This is a genomic window from Paenibacillus diazotrophicus (assembly GCF_042610465.1).
The window spans coordinates 206,923-223,909 of the sequence record NZ_JBGJZN010000007.1; the positions used below are offsets into that span (position 1 = coordinate 206,923).

16 protein-coding genes and 1 other annotated feature are annotated in these 16,987 nt (G+C 49.9%); all 16 genes read left to right on the forward strand.

Features of this window, described 5'->3' with window-relative positions:
- Positions 1-14: 14 nt before the first annotated feature.
- The 16 genes from ACAN54_RS23585 to ACAN54_RS23660 all read left to right on the forward strand — a co-directional run bounded on the left by ACAN54_RS23585 (position 15) and on the right by ACAN54_RS23660 (position 16,953).
- Positions 15-779 carry a cell division protein FtsQ/DivIB gene (locus tag ACAN54_RS23585; RefSeq protein ID WP_379161245.1) on the forward strand — a complete coding sequence of 255 codons (765 nt, stop codon included), beginning with the start codon at positions 15-17 and terminating at the stop codon, positions 777-779.
- 344 nt (positions 780-1,123) lie between these two features.
- Entirely contained in the window at positions 1,124-2,389 is a 1,266-nt protein-coding gene (gene ftsA / locus ACAN54_RS23590; RefSeq protein ID WP_379161247.1) for a cell division protein FtsA, read from the forward strand.
- A gap of 63 nt (positions 2,390-2,452) precedes the next feature.
- Positions 2,453-3,562 carry a cell division protein FtsZ gene (ftsZ, locus tag ACAN54_RS23595; protein ID WP_379161249.1) on the forward strand — a complete coding sequence of 370 codons (1,110 nt, stop codon included), beginning with the start codon at positions 2,453-2,455 and terminating at the stop codon, positions 3,560-3,562.
- A gap of 115 nt (positions 3,563-3,677) precedes the next feature.
- A complete protein-coding gene (locus tag ACAN54_RS23600; RefSeq protein ID WP_379161251.1) occupies positions 3,678-4,586 on the forward strand; it encodes an Rpn family recombination-promoting nuclease/putative transposase in 909 nt (302 codons plus the stop codon).
- Between the two features lie 254 nt (positions 4,587-4,840).
- Entirely contained in the window at positions 4,841-5,797 is a 957-nt protein-coding gene (gene spoIIGA / locus ACAN54_RS23605) for a sigma-E processing peptidase SpoIIGA (RefSeq protein ID WP_379161253.1), read from the forward strand.
- Between the two features lie 114 nt (positions 5,798-5,911).
- Entirely contained in the window at positions 5,912-6,631 is a 720-nt protein-coding gene (gene sigE, locus ACAN54_RS23610) for an RNA polymerase sporulation sigma factor SigE (RefSeq protein ID WP_379161254.1), read from the forward strand.
- Positions 6,632-6,709: 78 nt separating this feature from the next.
- Positions 6,710-7,492, forward strand: a complete 783-nt coding sequence (sigG, locus tag ACAN54_RS23615; protein ID WP_019909334.1) for an RNA polymerase sporulation sigma factor SigG — start codon at positions 6,710-6,712, stop codon at positions 7,490-7,492.
- A gap of 204 nt (positions 7,493-7,696) precedes the next feature.
- A complete protein-coding gene (locus tag ACAN54_RS23620; RefSeq protein WP_379161608.1) occupies positions 7,697-8,008 on the forward strand; it encodes a YlmC/YmxH family sporulation protein in 312 nt (103 codons plus the stop codon).
- Between the two features lie 166 nt (positions 8,009-8,174).
- On the forward strand, positions 8,175-9,032 hold the full coding sequence (pgeF, locus tag ACAN54_RS23625) for a peptidoglycan editing factor PgeF (RefSeq protein ID WP_379161610.1): 858 nt from the start codon (positions 8,175-8,177) through the stop codon (positions 9,030-9,032).
- Between the two features lie 2 nt (positions 9,033-9,034).
- The gene (locus ACAN54_RS23630) at positions 9,035-9,727 is read left to right on the forward strand and encodes a YggS family pyridoxal phosphate-dependent enzyme (RefSeq protein ID WP_379161256.1); all 693 of its coding nucleotides are present in this window, start codon (positions 9,035-9,037) and stop codon (positions 9,725-9,727) included.
- The gene (locus tag ACAN54_RS23635) at positions 9,727-10,170 is read left to right on the forward strand and encodes a cell division protein SepF (RefSeq protein WP_379161261.1); all 444 of its coding nucleotides are present in this window, start codon (positions 9,727-9,729) and stop codon (positions 10,168-10,170) included. Before ACAN54_RS23630 ends, ACAN54_RS23635 begins: the two co-directional genes overlap by 1 nt.
- A 7-nt stretch (positions 10,171-10,177) precedes the next feature.
- Entirely contained in the window at positions 10,178-10,444 is a 267-nt protein-coding gene (locus tag ACAN54_RS23640) for a YggT family protein (protein WP_379161264.1), read from the forward strand.
- Positions 10,445-10,453: 9 nt separating this feature from the next.
- The gene (locus ACAN54_RS23645) at positions 10,454-11,236 is read left to right on the forward strand and encodes a YlmH family RNA-binding protein (protein WP_379161266.1); all 783 of its coding nucleotides are present in this window, start codon (positions 10,454-10,456) and stop codon (positions 11,234-11,236) included.
- Between the two features lie 322 nt (positions 11,237-11,558).
- The gene (locus tag ACAN54_RS23650; protein WP_074085638.1) at positions 11,559-12,044 is read left to right on the forward strand and encodes a DivIVA domain-containing protein; all 486 of its coding nucleotides are present in this window, start codon (positions 11,559-11,561) and stop codon (positions 12,042-12,044) included.
- 125 nt (positions 12,045-12,169) lie between these two features.
- Positions 12,170-12,447 (forward strand) — a binding site (T-box leader).
- Positions 12,448-13,261: 814 nt separating this feature from the next.
- Positions 13,262-16,354 carry an isoleucine--tRNA ligase gene (gene ileS, locus ACAN54_RS23655; RefSeq protein ID WP_379161268.1) on the forward strand — a complete coding sequence of 1,031 codons (3,093 nt, stop codon included), beginning with the start codon at positions 13,262-13,264 and terminating at the stop codon, positions 16,352-16,354.
- Positions 16,355-16,521: 167 nt separating this feature from the next.
- Positions 16,522-16,953 carry a DUF5665 domain-containing protein gene (locus ACAN54_RS23660; protein ID WP_379161271.1) on the forward strand — a complete coding sequence of 144 codons (432 nt, stop codon included), beginning with the start codon at positions 16,522-16,524 and terminating at the stop codon, positions 16,951-16,953.
- Positions 16,954-16,987: the final 34 nt, after the last annotated feature.

The following is a 16,987-nucleotide window of genomic DNA, read 5'->3' on the forward strand; positions in this document are numbered from 1 at the left end:
ACGGAGATATGAGAATGCCTAAAACCCGTTTACCTCTGCTTAAAGAGGACAAGCCAAGCAAAAAAATGAGCCGGAAAGTCACATTGATCCTGCTGCTGCTGTTCATCGCGCTGCTGGCCGTGATTTTTTTTCGTTCGTCGCTCAGCCGTATTACAGAAATTCATTTTGAGGGCAACAAATATACGACCCGGGAAGAGCTGGTGTCTCACAGCGGAATTTCGGTTGGAGGACAGTTCTTTGCCGTCTCCAAGTCATCTGTAGCAGATTCGCTGAAGGAGCTTAAGACCATCCAGGAAGCAGTGGTAGACAAAAAATTCCCGGGTATAGTCACCATAAGCATTAAGGAGTACCCTGCAGTTGCTTATGAATTGGACCAGGCTGGCATCCTTCAAGCCATTCTGTCCAGCGGAGCGGCCGTAGCTGTAAGTGAATCCGGAATTGCGGTGGAGAAGCCGATACTTACGGGCTGGGACGCTAAGGACCCTTATAAGGCCAAGCTGTGTCAGGTGCTCAACAGCATTCCCAATGAACTGACAGGTGATATTTCCGAGATCGTCCCTTCACCGACGCTGTCTTTTCCGGACCGGATTAAGCTTTACACACGGTCGCATTTTGAAGTTATAACTGCGATTTCCCTGCTTAAGGATAAGGTGGAATATTTGAACCAGGTCATAGAGACTGAGGAACCAGGACTGATTAAGATGCTGGAAGCCGATTCGTATGTTCCTTTTCAAACCCCGGCAGATACAAATCAGGATAAAGAAGACACACAAGAGTAAATAGTCCCTACTAATAGAGCGGGAAAAATGCTACAATCGGATTTACGGGCAATAAGCTGGATCCCTCTTTTTTCTCCGGATTTTTTGGACAGAGCCTTAAATATGGATGACATTTCTTGATTACACTAATTTTAACTTTATAGTCTTCTAGTATTACGAATTTCATGAAGCATCTATGTTTATGCGGAATGCCTGTTATATTATTCCATTCAAAAAAAATGTAGAAAAAAGAGGGAAAGGGTTAGGTATGTTGAATATGTACAGAGAAGTTTCCCAGGACCGGGAGCAAAATGTTTTACAGACTTCACCATCTATTTTGATCATAACAGGAGGTGCCATAGAGCTTGAGCAACAATGACATCATTGTTAGTTTGGACATCGGTACATCCAAAGTTCGGGCAATCATTGGGGAAGTTACCAATGGAACCTTTAATATTATTGGCGTTGGATCTGCTGATTCAGAAGGAATACGCAAAGGTGCGATAGTCGATATTGACCAGACTGTCCAGTCGATCAAGAGTGCGGTAGACCATGCAGAACAAATGGTAGGCATTCAGATTTCCGAGGTCTACGTCGGCATATCCGGCAATCATATCGGGCTGCAGTCCAGTCACGGTGTTGTAGCCGTTCAGAATGAGGACCGTGAGATTGGTGAAGATGACATTGACCGGGTAATCAAAGCTGCCGAAGTCATCGCACTGCCTCCTGAACGCGAAGTGATTGATGTTGTCGCCAAACAATATATCGTAGACGGTCTTGAAGGTATCCAGGACCCGCGCGGAATGATCGGTGTGCGTCTCGAGGTGGAGGCGACGATCATTACCGGAGCCAAAACGCCAATACATAATCTGCTTCGCTGTGTAGAGAAATCAGGGCTGAAAGTTAAAGATCTTGTGCTGATGTCTCTTGGAGCCGGTGGATTAGCGCTTTCCAAAGATGAGAAATCAATGGGCGCTGTACTGGTAGACATTGGCGCAGGTTCAACGACGATAGCCGTATATGAAGAAGGTTCCCTTTGTGCAACATCCACGATTCCGATCGGCGGAGAATTTGTAACCAATGATATTGCCTACGGACTTCGGACGCTTACCGACCAGGCAGAAAAGGTGAAGCTGAAATATGGCTGCGCCTGGGTGGACGATGCTGCCTCAGATGTAGTGTTCAAGGTTTTACGTATTGGAAGCAATGTTGAAAAAGAGTTCAACCAGGAAGATTTGGCTGCAATAATCGAGCCGAGGGTGCAGGAGATTTTTCATCTGATTCGCCAGGAAGTGAAACGGCTTGGTTACACGGAGCTCCCCGGAGGTTATATACTAACGGGTGGAACTGTATCCATGCCAGGTGTACTGAAGGCAGCGCAAACAGAACTATCTGCCTCTGTACGCATTGCTGTGCCTGATTATATCGGTGTCCGGGATCCCGGCTTCACCGGTGGTGTAGGCATTCTGCACAATGTTGTCCGCAGTTACCGCGGTCGCAACAGCGGCGGAGGAAGCAGCAACAAGAAGACGGTCAACCGAAACAAGCAGAACGCCGTTCCAAGCCAAGATACCGCGAAGAAGCCCGGTTTGGTGGAACGTCTTAAGAATATGTTCAGCGAGTTCATATAAGTGTAAGTCCAGATATACTTGGACCGGCCATCCAAGCACTATTCTAGGGGGAGATGGAACAATATGTTGGAATTTGATTTTGAAATGGAGAGCTTGGCGCAAATAAAAGTCATCGGCGTCGGCGGCGGCGGAAGCAATGCTGTCAACCGGATGATTGAAAATGGCGTTCAGGGTGTAGAATTCATCACAGTTAATACAGATGCCCAAGCGCTGCATATGGCCAAATCGGAGCATAAACTGCAAATCGGGGACAAGCTTACCCGTGGACTGGGTGCTGGTGCCAATCCGGAGGTTGGCAAGAAAGCGGCCGAAGAATCCCGCGATCTGATTTCCAATACGCTAAAAGGTGCGGATATGGTATTTGTAACTGCAGGCATGGGTGGGGGTACCGGTACTGGTGCAGCACCTGTGATTGCTGAAATTGCCAGAGAATGCGGAGCGCTGACGGTTGGCGTTGTGACGCGTCCGTTTACTTTTGAAGGCAGAAAACGTTCAAACCAGGCAGAGCTTGGAATTGAAGCGTTGAAGGAAAAGGTAGATACGCTTATCGTCATTCCGAATGACCGTTTGCTTGAAATTGTTGACAAGAAAACACCGATGCTGGAAGCGTTCCGCGAAGCGGATAACGTGCTCCGTCAAGCGGTTCAGGGTATCTCAGATCTGATTGCTGTACCGGGTCTGATCAACCTTGACTTTGCTGATGTGAAGACCATTATGACAGAACGCGGTTCGGCCCTGATGGGTATCGGAATTGCTACAGGCGAGAACCGTGCGTCTGAGGCCGCCCGTAAGGCGATCATGAGCCCTTTGCTGGAAACGTCCATAGAAGGTGCCCGGGGCGTCATCATGAACATTACAGGTGGTTCTAACCTCTCTTTGTATGAAGTTAATGAAGCGGCTGAGATCGTTACCTCCGCTTCCGATCCTGAAGTGAATATGATCTTCGGAGCCATTATTGAGGAGAGTATGAAGGATGAAATTAAAGTTACGGTGATTGCCACCGGCTTTGAGCATAAGCCATCCCCTGTAGCGCCTAACCGCCGTCCTGCTGCGAGCAGTGAGCCTGCCGCTGACAAGAACGCCAACCTGCGTCCTTTTGGCAATCAGACAACCTCTGACCAGCTCGACATCCCGACATTCCTGCGCAATCGTACACGCGGCAACAACGATTAGTCTGCAAGACACATACACATTTACGGAAGCACCGTATCCGCATAGCTGAATGCTATGGCCGGATACGGTGTTTTTTGCTTTTTGAGCTGATATAATATGAATAACGGGAGTTGAAATGATGGAGCTGCTGGACCCCCGCGTGGATTTTGTATTCAAAAGAATTTTTGCAAGCGAGAGTAACAAGGATGTGCTGCTGGCTTTTTTAAACCGTATTCTTATGGATGCTGGAGGCGGTCCCTTGAATGAAGTGGTGCTTCTGAACCCTTATACAGATAAAGATGATCCGCTGGATAAGCAGTCGATCTTTGATATCTGGGCAAAGACAGAAGACGGAAAGCTAATCAATATCGAAATGCAGTTGTTCAACAGATATGACATGGAGAAGCGGACCTTATATTACTGGAGCAAACGCTATTCTGGACAGCTGCAGACTAGCGGCAGGTACGCTGAGCTCAAAAAGTGTGTAACGATTAATATTTTGAATTATAAGGTATTGCCTAATGAACACACTCATAGTGTCTTTCATCTGCGGGAGGATTTCAGCGGATCACGACTGACAGATGACATAGAGATTCATTTTCTGGAATTGCCTAAGCTGAATCAGCAGGCTGTTCCGGGTGAGAGCGGTTTGATCAATTGGCTGCTTTTTTTGAAAGGGAGCGACAATTCGAATTGGGAGGTATTGCGGATGAATGAACCGGCTTTGATAAAGGCGATGGAAACGTTGGAATTTTTGAGTCAGGATTCTGAAGCCCGGCGTAAATATGAAGACCGCCAAAAGTTTCTGCATGACGAAGCCTCGCAAAGAGACGGTGCTCAAAGAGAAGGCTTTGCTAAAGGAATGCTAAAAGGTAAACAAGAAGGTATCAAAGAAGGTATCAAGGAAGGGATCAAGGAAGGCAAGAGAGAAGGCTTAAAGGAAGGTAAGCTCGAGGTCGCTAAGAAATTGCTGGCTATGGGACTTGACCGCTCATCTATTCGGGATGCTACGGGGCTGACAGAAGAAGAACTACAATCTATCTAATGCTAACCAATGATTTAAAACGGAGTCAGCCCTGCGTAGGCTGGCTTTTTTGTGTTCAGGAGGTGAATTGGTAAAAGCGAGATCCAGCCGCCTCTTTTTATAACGGGCAGGATGCTATAAACCGACAAAAAAACCTCAGGAATGCCCCCCAAGTTTAGACAGACTTTGGATGCGAGTCTTTCTATACTAATCATATCGTCCAAATTGAGAGCCGGAGCCTTGGTCTTTCGGATAGATATCCCGATTACAGGCAGGTGAATCCACTGGTTGTTTATATTGACTTGATTTTCACAGCCAATTTGCTGATCGACGGCATACTTTTATGGCTTACAGGCTGGCTGGTCAAGCAAAAAGTCTCTTGGTGGCGGCTCATTATTTCGGCGCTGGTTGGCGCCCTCTATGTGGTGATGATGTTTGTACCGGAGCTTTCGTTCCTGTACACCTTTTTCATCAAGTTTGGATTGTCGGTAGTCATGTTGTGGATCGCTTTTGGCTTCACAAGTCTGCAAAGCTACCTTCGTGCACTAGGGGCTTTCTATATCATTAATTTTGCGGCTGCTGGCGGTATTGTCGGCGTTCACTATTTGCTGCAGAGCTCGGGCGACATCTGGAACGGGATTCTTTTCACCTCCTCGGGGGGCCAAGCTTACCGGCTGAAAATCGGGTTGTGGTTCGTGCTTGCAATGCTGCCTCTGGTGTTGCTTCTCTTCAAGATGATCCACACCTCCAGAATCCGGAGGGAACAGCTGGAGACGTATATGGGTGAAGTCTGTGTAGAGATCGAGGGAGTGAGTGTGTCATGCCGCGGGCTGCTGGACACCGGCAATCGTCTGAACGACCCATTGACACGGGTTCCGGTGATGGTGATGGAAGCTTCACTATGGGATGGCCATTTGCCGGCCTCATGGAAAGGAAGACTGACCCAGATTAGTGCCGACAAGCTTCTTCTGGAAGCGGACGGGCAGTCTTTTGCCTGGCAAGACAGATTGCGGCTTGTGCCCTATAGGGGAATCAACCGCGGAGCATCGTTTATGCTTGCGCTGAAGCCGGATCTGGTGACGATAAAGCTTGGGGAGGAGACTTTTTTCAGCAAAAGGGTCCTCATCGGGCTGGATGGCGGAATACTGTCGGGAGACGGTGCGTACCGGGCGGTCATACATCCTGACTTGACCCAAAGAGAGTCCCTTGCAGAGGCGGCGGTGCCTTCTTGAGTTAGAACAGAGTGTGTATGCAGTACCTCCGCCGTTTGAATAGATGTAACGTAGGGGCAAGGGAACAAAGAACGATCTCAGGGCAACTGTGTACTTCTTGAAGGAGGAACAAGAATGGTCAAATGGAAGATTACGCTGCAGCTTCAATATTACCGCATGCTTTTTCTGCTGGGGCTGAAGAGCCAAGAAATCTATTATATCGGTGGAAGCGAGGCATTGCCCCCACCTCTTACTAGAGAGGAAGAGGAGTTTCTGCTGCAGCGGCTTTCAAGCGGTGACGCGGCTGTACGCGCCATGCTGATTGAACGCAATCTACGGCTGGTAGTCTACATTGCCCGCAAATTTGAGAACACCGGCATCAACATTGAAGATCTTGTATCCATTGGGGCGATTGGCTTGATCAAGGCCGTCAACACTTTTGATCCGGAGAAGAAAATCAAGCTGGCTACCTATGCCTCGCGCTGCATTGAAAATGAGATTCTGATGTATTTGCGGCGCAACAGCAAAACCCGGAGCGAGGTTTCTTTTGATGAACCGCTGAATATCGACTGGGACGGTAATGAACTGCTGCTCTCGGATGTGCTGGGTACTGAGAATGACACCATCTACCGCAATATTGAAGAACAGGTCGACCGCAAGCTGCTGCAGAAGGCGCTGGAGAAGCTCAGTGAGCGAGAAAGACTGATCATGGAGCTGCGTTTCGGGCTGCGCGGCGGGGAAGAAAAAACGCAAAAGGACGTTGCCGATCTGCTGGGAATCTCCCAATCCTACATTTCACGACTCGAAAAAAGAATTATCAAGCGGCTGCGTAAAGAGTTCAACAAGATGGTGTAAGCCGAAGATGCCAAGGAATAAAATGCCGGACCGGGGAGATAATGTACAGTAATGTTTCTCCTTGGGAGGTAAATCATCATGACCCGAAATAAAGTCGAGATTTGCGGTGTGGACACCGCAAAACTACCCGTTCTAACGAATGTGGAAATGCGGGAGTTGTTCACTTCGCTGCAGCAGCAGGGCGAGCGATCCGCCAGAGAGAAATTGGTAAACGGTAACCTTAGACTTGTGCTTAGTGTGATTCAAAGGTTCAATAACCGGGGGGAGTTCGTTGATGATCTGTTCCAGGTAGGTTGCATTGGGCTAATGAAAGCCATCGATAACTTTGATCTATCGCAGAATGTAAAGTTTTCCACCTACGCAGTACCGATGATCATTGGTGAAATCCGCCGGTATTTGCGCGACAACAACCCGATCCGGGTTTCGCGCTCCTTGAGGGACATTGCTTACAAAGCTTTGCAGGTGCGTGACAGTCTGACCAATCAGAATTCAAGGGAACCGACGATTTTTGAAATCTCTGAGGCGCTTGGCGTTCCCAAAGAAGATGTGGTTTTTGCTCTTGATGCCATTCAGGACCCGGTCTCTTTGTTCGAACCTATATACCATGACGGTGGAGATCCCATTTATGTAATGGACCAGATCAGCGATGACAAGAATAAGGATGTGTCGTGGATCGAGGAAATTGCACTTCGTGAAGCTATGCAGCGGCTAGGGCAGCGGGAGAAACGGATTCTGTCGATGCGGTTTTTTGAAGGGAAAACCCAAATGGAGGTTGCGGACGAAATCGGCATCTCCCAGGCCCAGGTGTCCCGTCTTGAAAAGTCGGCCATTCAGCAGATGCAGAAGCATGTTAAGTCATAGACAAACATAGCAGGCTTGTACCTAGGGTGTTCTGGATGCGGAAAATGCCGCTTCCGGAGCATCCCTTTTTATTGTGTGTACCTGGAGTCACGTCTTAAGGAATCCTAAGCATGTTGCCAAGCCCGCCCGACATATATTGGACTATACATCTGAATGTACAGGGGTGACGAGGTGAACGAAGATTCGATAGGCAGCAGCAAAAAAATGAAAATCTCCGATTTTCAGGCGAAAGATGTGATTAATATTGTCGACGGGAAGCGGCTCGGGCAGATCAGTGATCTCGAGTTGGACCTCCGTCGCGGCGTGATTGATGCGATCATTATCCCAGGGTATACACGTTTTATGGGCCTCTTTGGGGGAGGCACGGATCTGATCATTCCCTGGCGGAATATCGTGAAGATCGGCGCTGATGTCGTGCTCGTCAAGATGGAGGAAATCCGGATGCCGCAAAATCAGGAAGAGCGGGAGACTATGTATCTGGAACGGGGGGACCGCAGCGACCGGCGCACTTATTGAATGGGTGCGTCTTATTTAGCGTAGTCTATCAAAAGGACGGCAATACTGTTTCTAGATGGTTATTTTGGGGATGTATGAAGTAGGAGAGGTACCACAGCAGGTTAACCGGCAGTTTGCCCCCACTCTGAGCGAGCATCTTGTGGTACACTTAGGCGGAGGTGAAGAGATGGAACCGTTTATTCAAAAGGGCGGCAGGCCTATGCTGCTTCATCTGGAACCCTGGTGTGCGGAGTATGCTGAATTAACAGCAGGCTTCACTGGCAGACAGGGTGGCATAGGCAAGGCGCCTTATGACAGCTTAAATTGTGCCTTTCATGTTGGGGACGAGCCGGAAGATGTGCTCAGGAACCGCATGCTGCTTGCCGGGAGCGTCGGGTTTACACTAGAGGATTGGACCTGTGGAGAGCAGACTCATGGAAAAGATATAGCAGTGATCAGAGAGGAAGACCGCGGTCGGGGAAGCTTGGACAGAACATCGGCTTTTCAAGCAACGGATGGTTTGCTTACCAATGTACCAGGTTTGCTGTTAACCTCTTTTTATGCCGATTGTGTTCCCCTTTATTTCTATGATCCCCGCTTGCGCGTGGCAGGACTTGCACATGCTGGATGGAAAGGGACCGTGGCGGAGATCGCCGCCGCAATGGTGGCCCGTATGGAGGAAGTATACGGCAGCCAACCCGAGGATATTCTTGCGGGAATTGGTCCTTCGATTGGCGACTGCTGCTATGAAGTGGACGATTATGTAATGGATCATATCCACCGGCTTGAGGGGGGACTGAAGCCAGTGAACCCTTCCGACACTCCGCAGGATCTCTACAAAACTTCGGAGGCGGATAGCCGCAAAAGTATGCTGAACTTGAAAGAAATGAATCGACGCATTATGATGAAAGCAGGAATATTGCCGACTCATATCGAATGTACATCATGGTGTACAAGCTGTAATCAGGATCTTTTCTTTTCCTACCGGAAGGAAAACGGGGTTACAGGAAGAATGACGAGCTGGATCGGAATAAAGGAGAGTTGAACTTGACACTGCAGGATAGAATAGCCGGGGTAGAGGAACGTGTAGCACGTGCCTGTGCGGCAAGTGGCCGGGATGCGGCGGACGTCAAGGTTATCGCAGTGACGAAATATGTGTCTCTGGAAACAGTGTCCGCTGTGCTGGATGCAGGTCTAGAGGATATCGCCGAGAGCCGCTGGCAGGATGCCGAAGCGAAATGGAATGCGCTGGGACATAAGGGCACCTGGCATTTCATCGGACATTTGCAGACGAATAAGGTTAAGGATGTTATCGGTAAATTTCAATATATACACTCGCTTGACCGCTTGTCACTGGCGCGTGAACTGCACAAAAAGGCTGAAGCGGCAGGACTTACCGTCAACGTTTTTCTGCAGGTGAATATCTCAGGAGAAGATACGAAGTTCGGTCTTGCGCCTGGGGAAGTGGCGGAGTTTCTACGTGATATCGCCAGTCTGCACCGCGTTAAGGTTATCGGACTGATGACTATGGCACCTTATGAAGCGGAGCCGGAGCAGACCCGTCCTGTATTTCGCGGACTAAGGGACCTTCGTGATGAGCTGAATCTGCTCGCTTTGACACCTGAGCCTATACAAGAACTGTCGATGGGAATGTCGAATGATTTTGAAGTGGCGATAGAGGAAGGAGCCACCCTGGTGCGTCTGGGGACGGTATTAGTAGGTCATAAGGAGGGAGATTGATGGGCGTGATGAACCGTTTTATGAGTTTTTTGGGCTTGCAGGAGGAAGAGGAAATTGTGGAGCGGGAGCAAATATCCCGCGAGGAAGATGACTATGAGCCCGCCCCTGTAGAAACCCGCAAAAATCAGCGGGCGAACGTCGTCAGTATTCATTCTCAAAAAAATGTGAAAGTCGTATTGTATGAGCCCCGTTCTTATGAGGAAGCTCAGGAAATTGCCGACCATCTCCGGGCCCACCGTACGGTGGTAATTAATCTGCAGCGTGTCAGAAATGACCAGGCGATGCGTATCATTGATTTTCTCAGTGGAACCGTCTATGCCCTTGGAGGAGGAATCTCCAAAATTGGGGGCAATATATTCATGTGTACCCCGGATACTGTTGAAATTCAAGGCACCATTTCGGAGATTCTGGGTGAGGATCAAGACTACAACAGAATGAGGTGAACGGGCTTTGTCCCAGATCAATCTAATTATTGAAATCCTATACAACATCTACTTTGTAATGATTCTTATCTATGTCCTCATGTCCTGGTTGCCGAATGTGCGTGACAGCTTCATCGGTGAACTGCTTGGTAAGCTGGTGGAGCCATATCTGTCACCATTCCGGCGGTTCATCCCGGCGTTGTTCGGCACAATCGACATCTCCCCGATTATTGCATTGTTCGTGCTGGAATTTGCCAAAAACGGATTGCAGTACATTGTGGCATATGTATTTTAGGCGGCTGCAATGAAGAACGAAATTTATGGACATTTCCACCCCGATGAACGGCAATTTGTGGACAAGGCCTGGGAATGGGTAACCTCTGCCGGAGATTATCATGAAACCAAGCTGACTGAATTTCTCGATCCCCGTCAAGGTTTTATTCTCCAGACGCTAGTGAATCGTCATCCCGATGTAACCGTAAGGTGGGAGGGCGGAACTGAAGAAGCTGAGCGGAAGCGCGCATTGGTAGCTCCTGATTACAGAGACCTTGAGGAAGAAGATATGGGGCTAAGGGTGCTCGCCATTTCCTCTGGAGAACAGAAATTCCTCGAATTAGAGCATGGCGATTATATGGGAGCGATCCTAGGCCTAGGAATCAAAAGAGGTAAAATCGGCGATATCCATGTGCTCCCGGATGGTTGCCATGTAGTTGTTGCTGAGGATATTGCTGATTACTTAGCGATGAATCTGACCGGTGTGCACCGGATCAGTGTCAGTACGGAGATTTTACCGTTGTCCAGTCTGCGCAGCAGCAGTGTAAAGCTTGAGAAGCTGGAGCTTACGGTAGCTTCGCTGCGGCTTGATGGTATTGCTGCAGATGTGACCCGTCTTAGCCGGAGCAAAATTCTGGCTCCCATCAAAGCCGGTCGCGTCCGCGTGAACTGGAAGGTAGAGGAAGACCCTTCCTGCGGGCTCAAGGATGGAGATATGGTTTCCATTCAGGGTTTTGGACGCTTCAAGGTTCTGGAGATCGGGAGTCTGACCAAAAAGGGCCGTTACCGGGTGCAGGTTGGCAAATTTGTCTGAATTTCATGCAGGAATCCGGCAGGCCTTGTCGAAATTGAATATCTCTATAGGGAGACAAACATTTTCTGAGCTGTACGCCGATACTTGTAAAAGAGGAAAACCCTAATTATGCATCGGATGAAACAGGCAATCCGTGTATACTTGAGCTACAAAAGGACATATAGTAATATCCTGATCCCTAATTTATAGTTCCTGCTAAAGCGGATACCCTCTTTTTGGAGGACTAAGCCGTTTCTTCTTCAAATACAGTTTTTCTGCTTTGTCTGGGACAAAGTAAGGTTCAGGGGCACATGAGGTCCGAAATTTCTAGGAGGTGCACAGCATGCCATTAACACCGCTCGATATACATAACAAGGAATTCTCCCGGAGAATCCGCGGTTATGATGAGGACGAGGTCAACGAATTTCTGGATCAGGTGATCAAGGATTATGAGAGCGTCATCCGCGAGAACAAGGAGCTGCACAATCAGCTGTTGTCCATTCAGGAGCGGCTCGATCATTTTGTGAATATCGAAGAAAGTTTATCCAAGACCATCCTTGTTGCTCAGGAAGCTGCAGATGATGTGAAGAATAACTCCAAGAAGGAATCACAGCTGATTATCAAGGAAGCAGAGAAAAACGCCGACCGTATTATTAACGAAGCCCTCTCCAAATCCCGTAAGGTTGCGATCGAGACGGAAGAATTGCGCAAGCAGGCGTCTATCTACCGTACCCGTTTTCGTACACTGCTCGAAGCACAGCTGGAATTGCTGTCTACGGATGATTGGAATGCTCTGGAGAGTCGTGAAGTGAGTGAGAACACACTCTGAATAACAGACTGTTCAGGTCACATACTTCATGTAGCAGGAACGTCTGCTCCGGAGAACAGAGGTCTGCAAGATTGACATTTACAATTAAAACGTCTATAACTAGAACATATCTGTAATCTTTTCATATCTATTCGATGACGGGACAAGTACGATAAGGTAACGTTCTCCAGAGAGTCGGCGATTGCTGCGAGCCGATGTTCATGCCTTGCTCGGAAGATCTTCCCCTAGAAGCTAAGCTGAAGCGTTCCATGCGTGCGTAAGCTTAAGCCGTCTGCCGGACGTTATCCCGGACCTGCGTGGCTATCATTACGCAGAACTGAGATTGTACTGAATACACTCCCCCTTAGGATGTGCATGAGGTGCAGAATTAGGGTGGTATCGCGAGCGTCGTCTCGCCCCTTTTGGGGCGGGGCGACGCTTTATTTATGTTTAGGGGCGGACATCCCCCTAAATCCCCCTTCTAAGGGGGACCCCAAGGGCTGGCCGCCCTCTGGACACCCGCAACAAGGGATTATCGTGGATTAGATGGACGTCCGCGGAAGGGGAAGGATTTGTTCGGCGGGGGAACGGCCCTTCTTAGGCTCCCCTGGTGGGGACGCCTGCAGGGCCTTACATGCGACAAGAGCAAAATGCAAGAACAAAGAGCTAGAGCAAAGAGTAAACAAAGGGCTCCCGGCCTAGCGCTGCCCTGACGGGTTCGCGGGCCGGAACGCCAAGGGCGGGCTCCCAGCCCAGCGCTGCCCTACGGGTTCGCGGGCCGGAACGCCAAGGGCGGGCTCCCGGCCTAGCGTTGCCCTGACGGGTTCGCGGGCCGGAACGCCCAGGGCAGGCTCCCAGCCCCGCGCTGCCCTACGGGTTCGCGGGCCGGAACGCCAAGGGCGGGCTCCCAGCCCAGCGCTGCCCTACGGGTTCGCGGGCCGGAACGCCAAGGGCGGGCTCCCAGCCCAGCGCTGCCCTGACGGGTTCGCGGGCCGGAACGCCAAGGGCGGGCTCCCGGCCTAGCGCTGCCCTACGGGTTCGCGGGCCGGGACGCCTGAGGAAGAGCGTGCCGCTTGCGGTGACATGCGGGCACTACAGCCACAATAGATCAAAACCTGCCACTCCCTCGGATGTAGACAACATTCCAGGTGTCCAGAGGGGGAAACCCTTGGAACCCTCCCTTGGCTAAGGGAGGGTTTGGTAGGGATCGAAATATATTACGAAAGGATTGACCTATGATGCAAAAAGTAGATGTCAAAGAAAAAGCGCGGGCCAGAGACGTCCGTATTTTGAAGAAATGGAGCGACGAAAATACGTTCCGCAGATCAATGGAGAACCGCGAAGGCCGTCCGAATTATGTGTTCTATGAAGGTCCGCCGACGGCAAACGGTGTGCCGCATATCGGGCACGTGCTGGGCCGGGTCATCAAGGACTTTGTTGGTCGTTATCAGACGATGAAGGGTTTCCGGGTGGTGCGTAAGGCAGGCTGGGATACTCACGGCCTTCCGGTAGAACTCGGTGTACAGAAGAAGCTGGGAATCTCCGGGAAGCAGGAGATTGAAGAATATGGTGTGGAGAAGTTTATCAAAGAGTGTAAGGATAGTGTCTTCGGATATGAGAAGCAATGGCGCGAGTTCACGGAAGCCATCGGCTACTGGACCGATCTTGATAATCCTTATGTCACTTTGGACAATACCTACATTGAAAGTGTATGGAACATCCTCGCTACGGTCCATGAGAAAGGTCTGTTGTACCGTGGTCACCGTGTAAGCCCGTATTGCCCAAGTTGCCAGACCACACTCAGCTCGCATGAAGTGGCGCAAGGCTATAAGACGGTCAAAGACCTCAGTGCAACAGCTAAGTTCAAGCTGGAGGGCAGCGGGGACTATGTATTGGCCTGGACGACTACACCTTGGACCCTTCCGGCACACATGGCGCTGGCGATGAACCCGGATATGGAATATGTACGTGCCCAGCAGGAAGATGGCGTATATGTGTTAGCGAAGAATCTGGTTGAAGAAGTACTGAAGGGTGATTACACCATCCTGTCTACCCATAAGGGCACGGATTTCATCGGTCAGAGCTACACACCGCCGTTCAATTACATCAAGGCGGAGAAACACAATGTAATTGTAGGGGCATCTTTTGTTACGGATTCCAGCGGTACCGGGATCGTACACATGGCGCCGGCACATGGGGAAGATGACTATAAGAGCTGCCGCGAGAATGGCATCAGCTTCGTAAATGTGGTGGATACCTCCGGGAAATATACGGATGTGGTATCTGATTTTGCCGGACGGTTTGTGAAGGATTGTGATCTTGATATTGTGAAGGTGCTCTCCGAAAAAGGACTGCTGTACAACAAGGAGAAATACGAGCACAGCTACCCGTTCTGCTGGCGCTGCGATACTCCTCTGCTCTACTATGCGACAGACAGCTGGTTCATCCAGACTACTGCCATCAAGGACCAGCTCATCGCAAATAATAATTCTGTGGATTGGTACCCGGATCATGTGCGTGATGGCCGTTTCGGTAAATTTCTGGAGGAACTGGTCGACTGGAACATCAGCCGTAACCGCTATTGGGGAACTCCACTGAATATCTGGGTCTGCCAGGATACGGGTAAAGAGTTCGCACCGCACAGCATTGCTGAGCTGAGATCGATGGCTATAGGCGAAGTGGCAGAGGATATTGAACTGCACAAGCCTTACGTGGATAATATTAAGCTGCGCAGTCCGTTCAGCGAAGGCGGAGTCATGGTGCGGACCTCCGAGGTGATTGACGTATGGTTCGACAGCGGCTCGATGCCGTTCGCCCAGAGCCACTATCCGTTTGAGAATGAAGACAGATTCGAGGATCAGTATCCGGCGGATATGATCTGCGAAGGGATTGACCAGACACGCGGATGGTTCTACAGCTTGCTCGCTGTGTCGACGTTGTTTACGGGCAAAGCACCTTACAAAGCAGTCATTGCCCACGGCCACATCTTCGATGAGAATGGTCAAAAAATGTCCAAATCCAAAGGCAATGTCATCGATCCTTGGGAGATCATGAACGAATACGGTACAGATGCATTCCGCTGGGCAATTCTTTCCGACAGCGCGCCATGGAACAACAAACGCTTCTCGCGCGGCTTGGTGGGAGAGACCAAATCCAAAGTTGTGGATACGCTGGTCAATACCCATGCATTCCTTACGCTGTATGCGGGAATCGACGGTTACGATCCGGCGGATCACCCGTTCAAAGTATCGGAGCATAAGCTGGACCGCTGGATTCTTTCCCGTTTGAACAGCTTGATTCTGGTTGTAGATAAGGGCTTGGCCGTTAACGATTTCGTCAATACGTCCAAGGCGGTTGAGAATTTTGTGGATGAGCTGAGCAACTGGTATATCCGCCGTTCCCGTGACCGTTTCTGGGGTAGCGGTTTGGGTGAAGAGAAGCTTGACGCTTACCGCACACTGACGCATGTCCTGCTGACCACAGCTACACTGATGGCGCCATTTACACCGATGCTGTCCGAGGATATCTTTACGAACCTGGGCGGGGGCGAAAGCGTGCATTTAGTTGACTATCCAGTGGCAGATAAGAGTCTAATTGATCTGGAACTGGAACAGGACATGGAGAACGCAAGACAAATCGTTGAGCTGGCCCGTAACGTCCGTAACGAGTCGGGCATCAAGACGCGTCAGCCGTTGTCCGAGCTGATTGTATCCATCGACCGCAGCTTCCATGTGGCGGATTATGAAGAGATCATCAAGGAAGAGATCAACGTAAAAGAGATTGTGGTGGAGCACAGCGACAGCGGATTTGTAGATTTTACCTTGAAGCTTAACCTTAAGGTGGCGGGGAAAAAATACGGTAAAAACGTCGGCTTCCTCCAGGGCTTCCTGAAAGCACTCGACAGCGAGGCTACTCGTAAAACGGTTCAGGATGGCGTTATCGCCATGGTCTCTCCGGAAGGGGAAGAACTTCAGATTACCGCTGAAGAGCTGCTTGTGGAGAAACAGGCCAAACCAGGCTTTGCTTCGGCATCCGGATACGGGCTCACTGTAGCGCTGAATACAGAGATCACGCCTGAACTGGTGCAGGAAGGCTGGGTACGCGAGATCGTGCGTGCAGTGCAGGATTACCGCAAACGCCTCGATCTGCCGATCGAAAAACGGATCGCGCTGACACTCAAGGTAGACGACGAGCTCAAGGCTGCAGTCACGGCTTTTGAACATGTACTGCGTGAGAATGTGCTTGTGACTACGGTTGATTTTGATGGGGAATATACCTTTGAGACTGTAGATGCCGGCGGTAAATCGATCGGAATTCACCTCGAAATCTAAAGCCTTGCATTACCTGTCCTTAAATGGCATATACTAGCGGCAAAGGAAAAGGTTCTAGGGGTTAGCAGCACAATGACGAGCCCGGTACTTAAGGAGAGTCTTCTCTCTTTTGACCGGGCTCGTTTCGTGTGTTGACCCTTTAGTGACGCTAGGGAGGAGTCAATGCTATGGAGGGACGGCAAGAGGACAAGCACCGGTTCGGGAAGACCGGAAGAATCTCCATCAGAACATCAGGAACCGGTAGTAATACGAATGACATTAAGGATATTCCAGAATGGAAGCGGGACCCTCATGACCTTCCGCAGGAAGAAAAGCTGAATGCCGTATACCGGCTGACTTCGGGATTGGTCCAGCAGATGGAGAAGGCGCGCATTGCAGAGTATACGCAGCTCCTGAATTCACCCTGGCGTCTGATTTGGTTGAATATCCTCTCAGGAACGGCGCGGGGACTGGGGATCGCGCTTGGTTTTACTTTTTTTGCCGCGACCATTATTTATGTGCTTCAGGTTCTTGGAGCGCTAAATCTGCCGATTATCGGTGATTATATTGCAGATATCGTACGGATTGTTCAGCATCAGCTCGAACTGAAGACTTTCTAAGAAAGAATATGCCTGGAAAAGGAAAAAAGAGCAG